Source organism: Pseudomonas sp. YQ_6, from assembly GCF_043103245.1.
Lineage (GTDB): Bacteria > Pseudomonadota > Gammaproteobacteria > Pseudomonadales > Pseudomonadaceae > Aquipseudomonas > Aquipseudomonas alloputida.
On record NZ_JBICJR010000026.1, the window covers coordinates 145,086 to 159,950 of the forward strand.

The 14,865-nt window shown below is 64.4% G+C and carries 14 protein-coding genes; 4 read left to right on the forward strand and 10 right to left on the reverse strand.

Annotated elements, in window-relative coordinates; translation table 11 throughout:
* Positions 1-549: 549 nt before the first annotated feature.
* Positions 550-1,905 (reverse strand): glucarate dehydratase, encoded by a 1,356-nt coding sequence (gene gudD, locus ACF8FG_RS06890; RefSeq protein ID WP_119713264.1) that lies wholly within the window; start codon positions 1,903-1,905, stop codon positions 550-552.
* 19 nt (positions 1,906-1,924) lie between these two features.
* Positions 1,925-3,277 carry an MFS transporter gene (locus ACF8FG_RS06895; protein WP_070384380.1) on the reverse strand — a complete coding sequence of 451 codons (1,353 nt, stop codon included), beginning with the start codon at positions 3,275-3,277 and terminating at the stop codon, positions 1,925-1,927.
* Between the two features lie 259 nt (positions 3,278-3,536).
* Here ACF8FG_RS06895 and ACF8FG_RS06900 point away from each other — a divergent pair, with 259 nt between their 5' ends.
* Positions 3,537-4,238 (forward strand): FadR/GntR family transcriptional regulator, encoded by a 702-nt coding sequence (locus ACF8FG_RS06900; protein WP_003249857.1) that lies wholly within the window; start codon positions 3,537-3,539, stop codon positions 4,236-4,238.
* Positions 4,239-4,326: 88 nt separating this feature from the next.
* Here ACF8FG_RS06900 and ACF8FG_RS06905 read toward each other — a convergent pair whose 3' ends face one another.
* From ACF8FG_RS06905 to ACF8FG_RS06920, 4 genes are all read right to left on the reverse strand, one after another.
* Positions 4,327-5,337, reverse strand: coding sequence for an NAD(P)-dependent alcohol dehydrogenase (locus tag ACF8FG_RS06905; RefSeq protein ID WP_014592480.1), 1,011 nt, complete (start codon positions 5,335-5,337; stop codon positions 4,327-4,329).
* Positions 5,338-5,501: 164 nt separating this feature from the next.
* On the reverse strand, positions 5,502-6,092 hold the full coding sequence (locus ACF8FG_RS06910; RefSeq protein ID WP_014592481.1) for an HAD family hydrolase: 591 nt from the start codon (positions 6,090-6,092) through the stop codon (positions 5,502-5,504).
* Complete coding sequence (tesB, locus tag ACF8FG_RS06915) at positions 6,089-6,958, reverse strand: acyl-CoA thioesterase II (RefSeq protein WP_014859384.1); 870 nt, start codon at positions 6,956-6,958, stop codon at positions 6,089-6,091. Before tesB ends, ACF8FG_RS06910 begins: the two co-directional genes overlap by 4 nt.
* Before the next feature lie 149 nt (positions 6,959-7,107).
* Entirely contained in the window at positions 7,108-7,677 is a 570-nt protein-coding gene (locus tag ACF8FG_RS06920; protein WP_019438917.1) for a GNAT family N-acetyltransferase, read from the reverse strand.
* A gap of 179 nt (positions 7,678-7,856) precedes the next feature.
* Between ACF8FG_RS06920 and ACF8FG_RS06925 the strand changes: the two genes are divergently transcribed.
* The 3 genes from ACF8FG_RS06925 (at position 7,857) to ACF8FG_RS06935 (ending at position 11,052) form a co-directional block, all read left to right on the forward strand.
* Positions 7,857-8,543 carry a histidine phosphatase family protein gene (locus ACF8FG_RS06925; RefSeq protein WP_070384383.1) on the forward strand — a complete coding sequence of 229 codons (687 nt, stop codon included), beginning with the start codon at positions 7,857-7,859 and terminating at the stop codon, positions 8,541-8,543.
* A gap of 207 nt (positions 8,544-8,750) precedes the next feature.
* The gene (locus ACF8FG_RS06930; RefSeq protein ID WP_026031969.1) at positions 8,751-9,665 is read left to right on the forward strand and encodes a histone deacetylase; all 915 of its coding nucleotides are present in this window, start codon (positions 8,751-8,753) and stop codon (positions 9,663-9,665) included.
* Positions 9,666-9,813: 148 nt separating this feature from the next.
* On the forward strand, positions 9,814-11,052 hold the full coding sequence (locus ACF8FG_RS06935; RefSeq protein ID WP_019438913.1) for a TIGR03862 family flavoprotein: 1,239 nt from the start codon (positions 9,814-9,816) through the stop codon (positions 11,050-11,052).
* A 105-nt stretch (positions 11,053-11,157) separates the two neighbouring features.
* On the opposite strand, the gene ACF8FG_RS06940 is transcribed toward ACF8FG_RS06935, so the two are convergent.
* The 4 genes from ACF8FG_RS06940 to ACF8FG_RS06955 all read right to left on the reverse strand — a co-directional run bounded on the left by ACF8FG_RS06940 (position 11,158) and on the right by ACF8FG_RS06955 (position 14,705).
* Positions 11,158-12,489 (reverse strand): DEAD/DEAH box helicase, encoded by a 1,332-nt coding sequence (locus ACF8FG_RS06940; protein ID WP_104887013.1) that lies wholly within the window; start codon positions 12,487-12,489, stop codon positions 11,158-11,160.
* Positions 12,490-12,544: 55 nt separating this feature from the next.
* The gene (gene yedA, locus ACF8FG_RS06945; RefSeq protein ID WP_014592487.1) at positions 12,545-13,465 is read right to left on the reverse strand and encodes a drug/metabolite exporter YedA; all 921 of its coding nucleotides are present in this window, start codon (positions 13,463-13,465) and stop codon (positions 12,545-12,547) included.
* A gap of 139 nt (positions 13,466-13,604) precedes the next feature.
* Entirely contained in the window at positions 13,605-14,216 is a 612-nt protein-coding gene (locus ACF8FG_RS06950; RefSeq protein WP_014592488.1) for a PolC-type DNA polymerase III, read from the reverse strand.
* Between the two features lie 9 nt (positions 14,217-14,225).
* Positions 14,226-14,705, reverse strand: coding sequence for an NYN domain-containing protein (locus ACF8FG_RS06955; protein ID WP_004576858.1), 480 nt, complete (start codon positions 14,703-14,705; stop codon positions 14,226-14,228).
* Positions 14,706-14,865 lie beyond the last annotated feature (160 nt).

Here is a 14,865-nt window from a genome sequence, read left to right on the forward strand (position 1 = left end):
CATTTCCATCAACGCCAGATGTCGCGAATGGCATATCCGATCGCGCCACAGGCCCAAATGGAGCTTTTGTTTTTCATTTGAATGTGTGTTGCCTGTGCCGGCCCTTTCGCGGGTGAACCCGCTCCTACAACGGTACGTGGCGATGCCACCGATTGATGTAGGAGCGGGCTTGCCCGCGAATGCGGTGGCGGGTGCGACGGTGAATGACTGGGGGTATTGGGCGGCAGGTCCGGCCTATTCGCGGGTGAACCCGCTCCTACAAGGGGGCGTGGCGACGGTGCCGATTGATGAATGCGGTGGCGGGTGCGGCGGTGAATGACTGGGGGTATTGGGCGGCAGGTCCGGCCTATTCGCGGGTGAACCCGCTCCTACAACGGTACGTGGCGATGGTGCCGATTGATGAATGCGGTGGCGGGTGCGGCGGTGAATGACTGGGGGTATTGGGCGGCAGGTCCGGCCTATTCGCGGGTGAACCCGCTCCTACGACGGTGTGGGGCGACGCCACCGGTTGATGTAGGAGCGGGCTTGCCCGCGAAGAGGCCCGCAGCCTCAACGCACCAGGCAAGGCCGTTTGTTATCGAAGCTCCAACCCGGAATCAGGAACTGCATCGCCACGCTGTCATCCCGCGCACCCAGCCCCATGTTGCGGTAGCACTCATGGGCCTTGGCCAGTTGGTCTTCATCCAGTTCCACACCCAAGCCCGGCCGCGCCGGCACTCGCACATGCCCGTCGACAATGCGCAGCGGCTCACGGGTCAGGCGCTGGCCATCCTGCCAGATCCAGTGGGTGTCGATCGCCGTGATCTCACCCGGCGCCGCAGCCGCCACCTGGGTGAACATCGCCAGCGAAATGTCGAAGTGGTTATTGGAATGAGAACCCCAGGTCAGCCCCCAGTCGTTGCACATCTGCGCCACCCGTACCGAACCCTGCAAGGTCCAGAAGTGCGGGTCGGCCAGCGGAATGTCCACCGACTGTAACTGAATGGCATGGCCCATCTGTCGCCAGTCAGTAGCGATCATGTTGGTCGCGGTGGGCAGGCCGGTGGCGCGGCGGAACTCGGCCATCACCTCGCGGCCCGAATAACCGTTCTCGGCGCCGCACGGGTCTTCGGCGTAGGCCAGTACATCGTGCTTGTCGCGGCACAGGGCGATGGCCTCCTTCAGCGACCACGCGCCATTGGGGTCGAGCGTGATGCGCGCTTCGGGGAAGCGTTCGGCCAGCGCTGTCACAGCCTCCATCTCTTCTTCACCGCGCAGCACGCCGCCCTTGAGCTTGAAATCGCTGAAGCCATAGCGCGCCTTGGCGGCCTCGGCCAGCCGCACCACTGCTGCCGGGGTCAGGGCCTTTTCATGGCGCAGGCGAAACCAGTCGTCATCGCTGTCGGCTTCGTTGCGGTAGGCCAGGTCGGTCTGCTGGCGGTCGCCGATGTAGAACAGATAGCCGAGCATCTTCACCGCATCACGTTGCTGGCCCTCGCCCAGCAATGCTGCCATCGGCACATTCAGGTGCTGGCCGAGCAGGTCGAGCAATGCCGACTCAATGGCCGTCACCGCATGCACGGTGATGCGCAGGTCGAAGGTCTGCAGACCGCGGCCCGCCGAGTCACGGTTGGCGAAGGTCTGGCGCATGGCATTGAGCACACGCTGGTAATGGCCGATCGGTTGGCCGACAACCAGGCTGCGGGCGTCCTCCAGGGTCTGGCGAATCTTCTCGCCACCGGGCACTTCACCCAGGCCAGTATTGCCGGCGCTGTCGCGCAGCACCACCACGTTGCGGGTGAAGAACGGGCCATGGGCGCCACTGAGGTTGAGCAGCATGCTGTCATGGCCGGCCACGGGGACCACGCGCAGGTCGGTGACCACCGGGGTGCTGGCATGTACGGCGGGATTGGTCTGCATATTCATGGTTGTTGTCTCGCAGTCATCAGTGGGTCTGGCCCAAGGCCGAAGGGGCCTTGAGGTCATCGGAAGGGACGCCCTTGGGGCGAGTGCGTACGAAGAAGATGGCAATCGCCGCCAGCACCGAGGTCACCGCCAGGCCGTACAGCCCGCCCTGGATCGAGCCAGTCTGCTGCTCCAGCAAGCCGAAGGTGGTGGGGGCAACGAAGCCGCCGAGGTTGCCGACCGAGTTGATCAGGGCAATCACCGCCGCAGCGATGCGGGCGTCCAGGTAGCCCTGGGGGATTGGCCAGAACAGTGACGACGCTGACTTGAAGCCGATCGCGGCGAAGCACACGGCGACGAAGGCGAACACCGGCCCACCCGTGGTGGACATGAACATGCCCGTGGCAGCGACCAGCAGGGCGCCCGCCACCCAGGCCTGCTGGAACTTCCAGCGAGCGGAACCGGCGGCGAAGGCGTACATGGCCAGGATCGAGATCAGCCAAGGGATCGAGTTGAAGAAACCGACCTGCATGTCACTGAGGTCGCCCATCCGCTTGATGATGCTGGGCAGCCAGAAGGTGGCGGCATAGATGGTCAGCTGGATACAGAAGTAGATCAGGCAGAACAGCACGATCTGGCGGTCCTTGAGCAGGCTCCAGGCCGACGGCCTGACCGCGCCGATGGCCTCACGCGCTTGCTGCTCGCGGTCGATGGTGGCGACCAGCGCGTCCTGCTCGGCCTTGCTCAGCCACTTGGCGTCCTGCGGCTTGGAGTCGAGCCAGAAGAACACAAAGAAGCACAGCGCCACCGAGGCCATGCCTTCAATGAACAGCATCCACTGCCAACCATGCAGGCCCAGGCCCTGGATCTGCATCAACGCCCCGGCCAGCGGCCCGGAAATCAACGAAGCCAGGGCCGAGCCACTGAGGAAGATGGCAATGGCCTTGCCGCGCTCTGCCGCCGGCAGCCAGCGGGTGAAGTAGTAGATCACGCCAGGAAAGAAGCCTGCTTCGGCCACCCCAAGCAGAAAACGCAACACGTAGAACTGGGTTTCGTTCTGCACGAAGGCCATGGCCGTGGCCACCAGCCCCCAGGTGAACATGATACGGGTCAGCCACAGCCGGGCACCGACCTTTTGCAGCAGCATGTTCGAAGGTACTTCGAACAACGCGTAACCGATAAAGAACAGCCCGGCACCAAAGCCATAGGCCGCAGCGCTGATGCCCAGGTCGCTTTCCAGGTGCGGGCGGACGAAGCCAATGTTGACGCGGTCAAGGTAGTTGACGATGAACATGATGACGAACAGCGGCAGGACGTGGCGCTTGACCTTGGCCACGGCACTGGCCAACGCGTCGCCTTCATGCCGGGCAGACGGAGCGAGGGTGTCGTTCACTTGCGGATCTCCCACTAATTGTTTTTGTGCGGGTCGGGTTGTCTGACATGGCAGTGGGGAGGAGCTTATTCGCAGCGAGGTTGTACGACAAGATCATTAACGTCGGCAAAATAGCAAAATACAAGCTGTCACAATGCTAATTTGATCCTAACGTGCAAAAACAGATCAATTACATGCTGAATTGGATGCGCGAAAAATCGGCGAAAAATTTTTCTATCGATTAACTTGTCGTACAAGCAAATCAAGAAGCGGATCCCACATGGAACCCGAACACGCTCGCAAACGCGGCCATAGCCGTGCCCATGACCTGGTTTCCAGCCTGACCCAGCAGATTCTGCTGGGCACCTTCAAACCAGGCGACAAACTGCCTTCGGAAAACACCTTGGTGCGCGAGCACGGGGTCAGCCGCACGGTGGTTCGCGAAGCCTTGTCGAAGCTGCAGGCCTCTGGGCTGGTGGAGCCGCGCCACGGGATCGGTACGTTCGTGATGGAGCGCCAGGCCCAGGCCGGGCTGCGCGTTGCGGCGGAGAGCGCGGCGAATGTGCGCGATCTGCTGGAGCTGCGTATTGGCCTTGAGGGCCAGGCTGCCGCGCTGGCCGCACTGCGTCGTGATGAGGGGCAACTGGCGCGCATGCGCCAGGCGCTGGATGACTATCAGGACCTGGCCGCTGCCGGCGACAGCTGCATCGAAGCCGACCGGCGCTTTCACCTGCTGATTGCCGAGGCCACCGGCAATCTGTATTTCACCGAGATGCTGTTGCAACTGGGTAACGGCCTGATACCGCGCAACCGCATGGCCCTGGCCGAGCGCGCGGGGGCCAAGCTGGCGCGGCAAGCGTACCTGGCCAACCTGGAGCATGAGGCGATCCTCAATGCCATCCGCCGACAAGACCCGGATGCCGCACGGGCGGCAGTGTGCCTGCACCTGTCCAACAGCCGAGACCGGCTACTGCCGGACTGACTGTCAGGCAGTGCAAGGCCTCGGGCTTGATGCTACGAACAGAGTGGCGTGCAGGGTGGCCGTTACATACAGCTACCCTGCCCTCACTTCACCAGGTCAGGCAGATCTTGCCGAAATGCCGGTTGCTCTCCTGGTAACGGAACGCCTCGACGATCTGTTCCAGTTCGAAATGCTTGTCCACCACCGGCCGCAGGCCGTTGGCATCAATCGCACGCACCATCGCCTGCTGCTGCGCTCGGCTACCAACCAGTACCCCTTGCAGCCGAATCTGCCGCACCAGCGCCTGTACCAGCGGCAACTGCCCGGCCACCCCGGTAAGGATGCCGATCAGCGAAACATGCCCGCCAATGCGCGCAGCAATCATCGACTGCTCCAGTGTCGCCGGGCCGCCCACTTCAATCACATGATCGACACCGCGGTTGCCAGTCAGCTCGCGCACCTTCTCACCCCAGGCCGGGGTGCTCTTGTAGTTGATCAGGTGGTCGGCACCCAGGGCCTTCAGGCGCTCCAGCTTGGCATCGCTGGACGAGGTGGCGATCACGGTCGCGCCCGCCAGCTTGGCGAACTGCAGGGCGAAAATCGACACACCGCCGGTACCCTGCACCAGCACCGTGTCGCCGGGCTTGAGGTGATCATCGCTCATCAGCGCCCGCCAGGCGGTAAGGCCGGCGGTGGTCAGGGTGGCAGCCTCGGCATGGCTGAAACCCTGGGGTGCCAGGGTGAAGGCGGTGGTGCGGGCAGTCACCTGCTCGCGGGCGTAGCCATCGATGCCGTCGCCGGGCACTCGGGCAAAGCCCTCGACATTGGCCTGGCCATCGAGCCAGTCCGGGAAGAAGGTGCTGACCACATTGTCGCCGACCTGGAACTCAGTGACGCCATCCCCCACCGCAACCACCTCGCCGGCGCCATCGGCCATGGGGATGCGTCGCTCGCTCGGGCCCCACATGCCGCTGACCACGGCGAAATCGTGGTAGTTGAGGGAACTGGCGTGCAGGCGCACGGTAATCTCGCCGGCCTGGGGGGCCTGGGCCTCGCAGGTGCCGACCTGGACCTTGTCGTAGCCGCCGCCGGGTTGTACGTAGATGGCCTTGCTGCTCATGGGTGGGTCTCCGTATCAGAGCAAAGAATGGGGTTCAGCATAGACAGATCCGGCCCTTTCGCGGGCACGCCCGCCCCCACAGGGGCACCACAGGGCCCGAGACGTGCGCAATACCTGTGGAAGCGGGCATGCCCGCGAAGAGGCCCGCATTGCCAACACAAGCGTCAGCCCAGCATCACCTTCAACGCCCGGCAATCCTCTGCATGCCAATCCACCAGCTCCGGCCAGGGGTTGTCCGGCAGGTTCACCAGCACCGTGCGCGCCCCCGCCGCCCGCCCGCAGTCCAGGTCAAAGCGGTAATCCCCCACCATCACCAGTTCGCTCGGCGTCACGCCCCAGGCGCTGGCAATCTTCAGCAGCCCATCAGGGCTAGGCTTCGGCGCAGCCTCGTCACGCCCGAGAATGTGTTCCACCGGGAAGCAGTCCGCCAGGCCAATGGCCTCCAGCGTTACATGCGCCAGCTCACGCGCATTGCGGGTCAGAATACCCAGCCGGCACCCGCGCCCGGCCAACTCACGCACCAGTTCCACCGCCCCGGTGGCCGCCGTGGAGGCCGTTGCCAGGTCCCTTTCGTGCTCCAGCAACCAGGCATGCTTGGCCGCCGCTTCCTCTGCCGGCAAGGCCGCCAGGTGGGTGAGGATGTCGTGTTCGGCCGGGATGTCCAGCGCCACCCGAATGGCGGCAAAGTCGTGCACGGCCACGGTCAGGGTGCCGTCCATGTCGAACACCCAGTTGCGCACCTCGCCCAGGCTCATGCCCAGTCCTTGCGATGGCGAATCAGGCCTTCCTGGCTCGACGATGCCACCAGTTGCCCGGCCTGGTTGAAAATGCTGCCGCGGCAGAAGCCACGGGAATTGCCGGCCCAGGGGCTATCGGTGGCGTACAGGAGCCACTGGTCGGCGCGCAGGTTGCCGTGAAACCACAGCGAATGGTCGAGGCTGGCGATCTGCATGTCGCGCTGCCACACCGATTTGCCATGGGGCAGCAACGCCGTGGTCAGCAGGCCGAAGTCCGAGGCGTAGGCCAGCATGTACTTGTGCAGGGCAGGCACGTCAGGCAGGTTGCCGTCGGCGCGGAACCAGGCGTATTTCACCGGGTCGCCCGGCTTGGGGTTGAACGGGTCGCGCTCGGTGACCGGGCGGATCTCGATCGGCTTGGCACACAGCACCTTGTCGCGAATGCGCTCGGGTAACTGGTCGGCCATGGCACGGGCCAGTTCGACCTCGGTAGGCAGGTTTTCCGGGCCGACCACGTCAGGCATCTGCGCCTGGTGCTCGAAGCCTTCCTCGTCGTACTGGAACGATGCACTGCAGGTGAAGATGGTCTGGCCCTTCTGGATCGCCGTCACCCGCCGCGTACTGAAGCTGCCGCCATCGCGCACGCGGTCTACCGAGTACACCACTGGAAGGCTGGCATCGCCCGGGCGCAGGAAGTAGCCGTGCAACGAATGCACATGGCGCGCGTCCTCGACTGTCTGACTGGCAGCCGACAACGACTGGCCCAGCACTTGGCCACCGTAAAGCTGGCGGAAGCCCAGGTCCTGGCTACGTCCACGGAACAGGTTCTCCTCGATGGATTCGAGGCTCAACAGGTCGACCAGGTCGTCCAACACATGACTCATCGGCGGTTCTCCGTAGGAGCGAGCCTAGCTCGCGATGCGCCGCCCGAGCGGCGCTCGATTTCACAGGCGCTGATCGTGTTACGGGCAAGCGCCTTCCAAGTAGGCAAATGATACAGCGTTTGTCATTCGCGCCGGGCATGGCTGTGCATTCAGGCGCGCAGAGTGCGCTCCCAGTGCGCGCGATCGATCCGGTACAGCACATGCGGGCGCAGCGGGTGGCCGATGGGCAGGCGGGGGTGCTCGAAGCTGCCTTGCAGGTCCTGCTGCATGCCGATGGCTTGCATCACCTTCTGCGACGGCAGGTTGCATTCGCTGGTGAACGACACGACCTCCTCCAGGCGCAACTGGGCAAAAGCACAACGCAGGCAGGTCCACGCCGCTTCGCTGGCAAAGCCAAGGCCCCAGTGACGGCGTGCCAGACGCCAGCCGATCTCCACCGCCGGGGCAAAAGGCGCGTCGAAGTTGACATTGAGCAACCCGGTCATGCCGATGAACGCGCCACTGTCCTTGCGCTCCAGGGCCCACAAACCAAAACCGTACTCATTGAAATGCCCACGCACGCGGCCGATCAACGCAGCCGCCTCAACGCGCGTCAGCGGCGCCGGAAAGTAGCGCATCACCTGTGGGTCGGCGCACAGTGCGGCGAACTCGCGCAAGTCATCGTCATGCCATTGGCGCAGCACCAGCCGTGCGCTTTCCAGTTCAAGGATGGGGGTCATCGGGCCTGCTCCGGTTTACCGCCTTGCAGTTTACAGCGTAGGCGCGGGCGCGGGTTTCACCCAGCCGGCAGCCGCCAAATGCAATTTTCACACGCCCTTCACCGGCCCCCGACAGGCCGCTTGGCAGGATGCCGCCATCCACCACCGCGCCAGCCGCGGTATTGCCAACGGAGCAACGCATGCTATCGAGCAACACCCTGGGGCACCCTGCCATTCATGCCCGGCGCAAGCGACGCCTGGCTCGCAAAGCCGTCGGAGCCGCCCTGGGCCTGTGCATGGTCGTGGCGGCGTTGACCACCTGGCTGGTGACGAGGACGCACATCGTGGACCTTGGCAACGAGCAACAACTGAGTGACAGCGGCCTGCTGCAGGACTGGGCCGACGGTGCGGTGATGGTGATGATCCGCCACGCCGAACGCTGCGACAGCGCCCCCGGCCCCTGCCTGGACGACCCCACGGGGATCACCCTGAGCGGCAGCCAGGCCGCTGCCCGCGTGGGCCAAGGGCTGCACCAGCTGGGCCTGAACAAAGCCGACCTGCTCAGCAGCCCGAAACTGCGCACCCGGCAAACCGCGCACTTCATCCTCGGCCAGGCGGTGGCCAGCGAGGACTGGCTCGAAAGCTGCGACAGCCAGTTCGCCAACGAAGCGCTTGCACACAAACGCGCGGGCCACAACCTGGTGCTGGTGACTCACAACGGCTGCATCGACCACTTTGCCCGCCAGCAGCACGTTGCCGGCGGCGAACGTCAAAGCAACTATGCCAGCGCCCTGTTCGTATCGGTGGATGGCAATGGCAAAGCACGCATCCTCGGGCGACTGAACGAACCTGACTGGCAACGCGTATTGGCCAGCACAGGAAAATAGCCTATGTGGGAGCGGCCTTGTGTCGCGATTGGGCTGCGCAGCAGCCCCAAAATTTCAGCGCAGATGCACACATTGCTGGGGCTGCTGCGCAGCCCAATCGCGACACAAGGCCGCACAAAGGGCCGGTACCGGCGCAAGAAACAGGAACTCCCATTGCAGTCACCCGTCATGGCAAGATCAGCACTGGCCCTGATTGCGACCCCATCCATGCCGTTGCCGCTGATCTACCACGAAGATTACAGCCCGGAGTTCCCCGCTGAACACCGCTTTCCGATGGACAAGTTCCGCCTGTTGCACGACCACCTGGTCGGCAGCGGGCTGACCACCGACCAGGCCCTGCTGCGCCCGGACATCTGCCCCAACGACATCCTCGCCCTGGCCCATGACCGCAGCTACATCGCGCGCTACATGAACGGCGAGCTGTCGCGCGAGGACCAGCGCCGCCTCGGCCTGCCCTGGAGCGAGGCCCTGGCTCGGCGTACCGTGCGCGCCGTCGGCGGCTCACTGCTGACTGCCGAGATGGCGCTGCAGCACGGCATCGCCTGCCACCTCGCCGGTGGCACCCACCACGCCCATTACGACCACCCCGCCGGCTTCTGCATTTTCAACGACCTGGCGGTGATCAGCCGATACCTGCTGGAAGCAGGCCGGGTACACCGGGTGCTGATCTTCGACTGCGATGTGCACCAGGGTGACGGCACCGCGCGCATCCTGCACGACACGCCCGAGGCCATCACCGTGTCGCTGCATTGCGAGCAGAACTTCCCTGCCCGCAAGGCACAAAGCGACTGGGACATCCCCCTGCCCCGAGGCATGGGCGACGCAGCCTATCTGAAGGTGGTGGACGACGCCCTGAACTACCTGCTGCCGCTTTATCAACCCGACCTGGTGCTGTATGACGCCGGTGTCGACGTGCACAAGGACGACGCCCTGGGCTACCTGCAGCTGACCGACGCAGGCGTTGCCGCCCGTGACGAAGCCGTGCTGCGCCACTGCCTGGGCCGCGATATCCCGGTGATGGGCGTGATCGGCGGAGGCTACAGCAAGGACCGCACAGCCTTGGCCAGACGCCACGGCATCCTTCACCACAGCGCGGCACGTGTCATAGGTTGTTCACAATGACTGTGGAACCGCTTGTGGATAACCTGCGCGAAAGGCGCTGCAGCCCTTTACTGGCAAGGCCTGCGTGACACTGGCTATTTTTTGACCAGTGCTTCCATGGGCAGCGCTGCGGTAGAATGCGCCTCTTTTCCACAGCCTGCTGCCCACCATGCCCGATCTGACCCCCGCATCCCCTCCCCCCGCTGTCGTCATCGGTGGCGGCCCCGCCGGCCTGATGGCTGCCGAAGCACTGGCCAGGGCAGGCCTGGCGGTCGAGGTCTTCGATGCCATGCCTTCAGTGGGCCGCAAGTTCCTGCTGGCGGGTGTCGGCGGCATGAACATCACCCATTCCGAGCCCTACCCGGCGTTCGTGGCACGCTATGCCGAACGCCAGGGCGAAATCGAGGCCCTGCTACGCGACTTCGATGCGGACGCGTTGCGCCAGTGGATTCATGGTTTGGGCATCGAAACCTTCGTCGGAACCTCGGGCCGGGTGTTTCCTACCGACATGAAAGCCGCACCGTTGCTGCGTGCCTGGCTCAAGCGCCTGCGCGACAACGGGGTAGTTATCCACACCCGCCATCGCTGGTTGGGCTGGAACACCGATGGCAGCTTGCGAATTGCTTATCCACAGGGCGAACGGCAGGTGAAAGCCTCGGTCGTGGTGCTGGCGCTGGGTGGCGCCAGCTGGGCGCGCTTGGGTTCTGACGGCAGCTGGCAACCGCTGCTGGCAGAACGGGCTGTGGATATCTCGCCTTTGCAGCCGAGCAACTGCGGTTTTGAAGTAGAGGGCTGGAGCGCGCTGCTCAAGGACAAGTTCGCGGGCGCACCGCTGAAGAACATCGCCCTCAGCGTCCCGGGCAGCGCACCGCGCAAGGGCGAGTTCATCCTCACCGCCCAAGGTGTGGAAGGCAGCCTGGTGTATGCCTGGTCGGCACCGGTACGCGAGGCCATCCACCGTGAAGGCCGCGGGGTACTGTTGCTCGACCTGCTGCCGGACAAGCCTGTGGACAAGATTGCCCAGGCACTGGCCAAACCGCGCGGTTCACGCTCCATGGCCAAGCACCTGCACAGCCAGCTGGGGATTGATGGGGTCAAGGCGGCACTGCTGCGCGAACTGACCGATCAGGCGACCTTTGCCGACGTTGATGCTTTGGCCCGGGCCATCAAGGCATTGCCCATCACCCTGGTACGCACGCGGCCGCTGGATGAAGCGATCAGCAGTGCCGGCGGGGTCCGCTTCGAGGGCCTGGATGAGGGGTTGATGGTCAAGGGAATGCCGGGGGTGTTCTGTGCCGGCGAGATGCTGGACTGGGAGGCGCCGACCGGGGGGTATCTGCTCACGGCGTGCTTTGCCAGCGGCTTGCGCGCCGGGCGGGCAGCGGCAGATTGGGTGCGGGCTTCCTGACAGCTTGCCGGGGCTGCTTCCACAAGTACTGCGTCAATCCAGATTGTGCAGCCCATGTGGGAGCGGCCTTGCGTCGCGAAAGGGCCGCAAAGCGGCCCCAAAACCTCAAGGCTTGCGCTTGCGCGGCCCACCATTGAAGCTCGGCACCTTGCGTACAGCCTTCACCGCCGGTTCCGCACTGCCGGCTTCAGTGCTGTCCATCCAGCGCCCCAGCCCGCGCTTGGCGCTGTTTTCTTTCGGCTTCTTGGGCTTCTTCGGTTTCTTGATAACCTGCCCACTGGCATCGGTCATCGGCACCCGGTGCTCGGGGATGAAATCCGGCTCTTCATGACGCGGCAGGGTCTGCCGGGTCAGCACCTCGATAGCCGCCAGCAGTTGCACTTCATCCGCACACACCAGCGAAATCGCCTCGCCCTTGTTGCCCGCCCGCCCGGTACGCCCGATGCGGTGCACGTAGTCTTCGGCAACGATCGGCAGGTCGAGGTTGACGACCAGCGGCAAGTCATCGATATCCAGGCCACGGGCCGCCACATCGGTCGCCACCAGCACTTGCACCTCACGGGCCTTGAAGCTGTCCAGCGCACGCTGGCGGGTCGCCTGTGGGCGATCACCGTGGATGCCGTCGGCATTCACGCCTTCAGCCAGCAAGCGCTCCACCAGTTGGTCGACGCCATTGCGGGTCTTGGCGAACACCAGCACCTGCTTCCAGCGCTGTTTGCGCAGCAGGTGGCAGAACAGGTCGGCCTTGCGCTTCTTGTCCACAGGCACCAGCCACTGCTTGACGCTGGCGGCCGTGGCGTTGCGCGGGCTGACTTCGATACTAAGAGGGTCATTCAGCGCAAGCCCCGCCAGCATGCGAATCTGATCGGAGAAGGTGGCGGAAAACAGCAGCGTCTGGCGCTTGCGTGGCAGTGCCGCATACACCGACTGCAGCTCTTCGGCAAAGCCCAGGTCAAGCATGCGGTCGGCTTCATCCAGCACCAGTGTCTGCACCTGGTTGAACTTCACGGCGTTCTGCCGGAACAGGTCGAGCAAGCGGCCGGGGGTAGCCACCAGCAGGTCGACACCCCGGCGCAGGCGCATCATCTGTGGGTTGATACTGACCCCGCCATACACCGCGTAAGTACTCAACGGCAGGTTCTCGGCGTATTCGCGCACGTTGTTGTGCACCTGCTCGGCCAGCTCACGCGTGGGTACCAGTACCAAGGCGCGGATCGAGTTGCTGGCCACCTTCTCGCCCTCCAGCGCCAGGCGCTGCAGCACAGGCAGGGCAAAGCCTGCAGTCTTGCCGGTACCGGTCTGGGCTGCGGCCATCAGGTCGCGGCCGGCCAGCACGGCGGGGATGGCTTTGGCCTGCACCGGGGTCGGGGTGGTGTAGTCCAGTTGCTGCAGCGTGCGCAGCAGCGGTTCGATCAGGCCGAGTTTGGCGAAATTCATGGCAATACCGTCAGGGGGTTCAGCGAAGGCGGCAAGTTTACCGCATCGCCCCTGCCTACTTGCAGATTTCACCTTTCAACGGTGGCACAGGTTCAGGCGCCTTGCGCCACTGCGGCAAGCCGATCAGCACCACCGCGCCGATGATCACTGCCATCGCCACACACTCTTCAGCGCCAATCTGCTCACCGGCAAAGACGATCCCCAGCAGCACCGCCACCGCCGGGTTGACGTAGGCGTAGCTGGTGGCCGCTGCCGGACGCACATGCTTGAGCAGGTACATGTAGGCACTGAACGCCAGGATCGAACCGAAGAACACCAGGTAGGCCAGCGCACCCCAGCCAGCGGCGGTCGGCAGCTGTGTCATGCGTTCGCCCGATAGCACACTGCCCAGCAACAGCACCGCACCCCCGACCAGCATTTCCGCTGCGCTGGCCATCGGCCCCTGGGGCAGCGGCAAGGTCTTGCTCCACACCGAGCCAAACGCCCAGGACGCCGCCGCGAAGATGATCAGCGCCGCACCTATCGGGCTTGCCTGCAGGTTGGAGCCCAGGTTCAGCAGGCCGATGCCCACCAGCCCAAGGGCTATCCCCGCCCACTCCAGCTTCGAATTGCGGTGCCCGAACAACAGGCCGAACAGCAAGGTGAACAGCGGCACCGTCGCCACCGCCAAAGCCGCCACGCCCGAAGCCACGCCGGCATGCTCGGCCACGGTCACCCCGCCGTTGCCACAGCTGAGCAACAAGAAACCGATCGCCCCTGCCGCCCGCCATTGCGGCCAGGTAGGTGCCGGCACGCCGCGCCAACGCAGGAAGCCGTACAGCAGCCCCCCGGCGATCAGGAAGCGCACACCGGCCATAAGCATCGGAGGCCAGCTCTCGACGCCGATGCGAATGAACAGGTAAGTGGAACCCCAGACCAGATACAGGGCCAGGAAGGCGCCAATCAGCAGCAGCGGGAAACGACGGGAGGCAGGCATGGGGAAAACTCGAAATCCGTTTACGGGTGACTCAGTTTAACGGCCTGCCTGGGTGAAGGGACGTTACAGAACGGGTGCAAATGAGCGGCACAATTCTGGTGCGTTCGACGCAGGCGATAGTTCCCCAGACGTTCACTTGCTAATCCCTGCAGTACTTGGCCAGCGCTTCGCGCAGCTTCGCAGCCGGGGTCTTCTGCAGCCGGCAAAGCAGCTCGTGCGACAGTTGCTGAACCCCGTGGTCCTGGCGCAACACACCCGCCAGATGCTGCAGCAGGTTGGCGGCCATTTCGGCATCGGCCATGGCCCGGTGCGCAGTCCCCGTGTCCGGCAACCCAGCCCAGCGTGTCAAAGTGCCCAGCTTGTGGTTCGGCGCCGCGGGCAGCAGGCGCCGTGACAGCAACAGGGAACACGCGAAGGGCTGGCTGCGGCTGCGGCCAATACGGCTTAGCTCGTAGTCCCAGAACTTCTGGTCGAAAGCAGCGTTGTGCGCCAACAATGGGGTGCCACCGACGAACTCGGCCACCTCGTTCATCACTTTCTCCACCGGCGGCGCACTGCGCAGCATGGCGGTGGTGATGCCGGTCAGCCCTGCGACGAAGGCCGGCACCGGCACGCCAGCGTTCATCAGGCTCTGGTAGCGCTCGACAATGCGCCCACCTTCAAGCATTACCACCGCCACCTCGGTGGCACGGCAGCCGGTACCGGGGGAAATGCCGGTGGTTTCAAAGTCGATGACAGCGATACGTTCCATGAAAAGACCTTAGTGTTTAAGCAACAGCGCGCCTTCGATGGGCACGTAGCGGGTGGCAGCACGGATCAGTGACAACGCCGTCAGCCCCGGTACGCCATACACCACCGCTTCGGTGCCATGGCGCTGGATTACCCGTTCCAGCAGCAGGTCGAAATCACCGTCGCCGGAGGCCAGCACCACCTGGTCGACCCGGCTGGCCGCGTCGATCACATCCAGGGTAATGCCCACATCCCAGTCACCTTTGGCCGAGCCATCGCTGCGCTGGATGAACGGTTTGAGGCGCACATCGAAACCGAGGTTGCGCAAGATCTGCTGGAACTGCTGCTGTTTGCTGTCGCCACGGTCGATGGCATAAGCCACGGCCTCGACGATCTGGCCTTCGCGGCTGACATCGGCCCACAGGGCGGTGTAGTTGAAGTGGCAGCCGTGGGCCTGGCGCACGGTGTAGTAGAGGTTCTGCACATCGGCGAACAACGCGATCTTTTTCACCTGGGAACCTCATTTTTGGCCTGGAGTGCTGCGGGGGCTGCTGCGCAGCCCTTCGCGGGCACGCCCACCCCCACAGGTATCGCGCGTACACCTGTGGGAGCGGGCGTGCCCGCGAAGGGGCGCAAAGCGCCCCCGGAAATGCCAGCAGTATGCCAGACCT